1 protein-coding gene is annotated in these 471 nt (G+C 62.4%); it reads right to left on the minus strand.

Annotated features, from left to right (window positions below; all coding sequences use genetic code 11):
- A partial coding sequence (locus EOA29_RS39905; protein ID WP_145970182.1) for a carbohydrate ABC transporter permease occupies positions 1 to 471 on the minus strand: 471 nt, incomplete at both ends.

The following is a 471-nucleotide window of genomic DNA, read 5'->3' on the forward strand; positions in this document are numbered from 1 at the left end:
GATCGGCACGAAGGCGAGGAAGGCGACAAGCGCGATCGCGTTGTAGATGATGCCGTCGGACCCGCCGGTGAAATTGGCCAGCGCCACGGACAGCGTGTAGGCGTTCTTGGTCGACGCGATCAGCAGGGTGAAGAGGAACTCGTTGACCGCGAAGATGACGGCGATCACCGCAGCGGTGATGATGCCCGGCAGGCACATCGGCACGATGATCGACACCAGGATGCGCAGGTCGGACGCGCCATCGGTGCGGGCCGCATCCTCGATCTCATGCGGAATGTCGAGCATGTAGGAGCGGATGATCCAGGTCACCAGCGACAGGTTGATCGCCGCATAGACCAGCATCAGCGCCCAGACCGAGTCGAGCAGGCCAAGCTGGCGGAACAGGAAGAAGATCGGGATGGCGACGATGGCCGGCGCCATCATACGGGTCGACAGGATGTAGAAGCCGATGTCCTCGCGGAACCGGTAGTT

The sequence above is a fragment of the Mesorhizobium sp. M1E.F.Ca.ET.063.01.1.1 genome (assembly GCF_003998155.1).
In the GTDB taxonomy this organism is placed as follows: domain Bacteria; phylum Pseudomonadota; class Alphaproteobacteria; order Rhizobiales; family Rhizobiaceae; genus Mesorhizobium.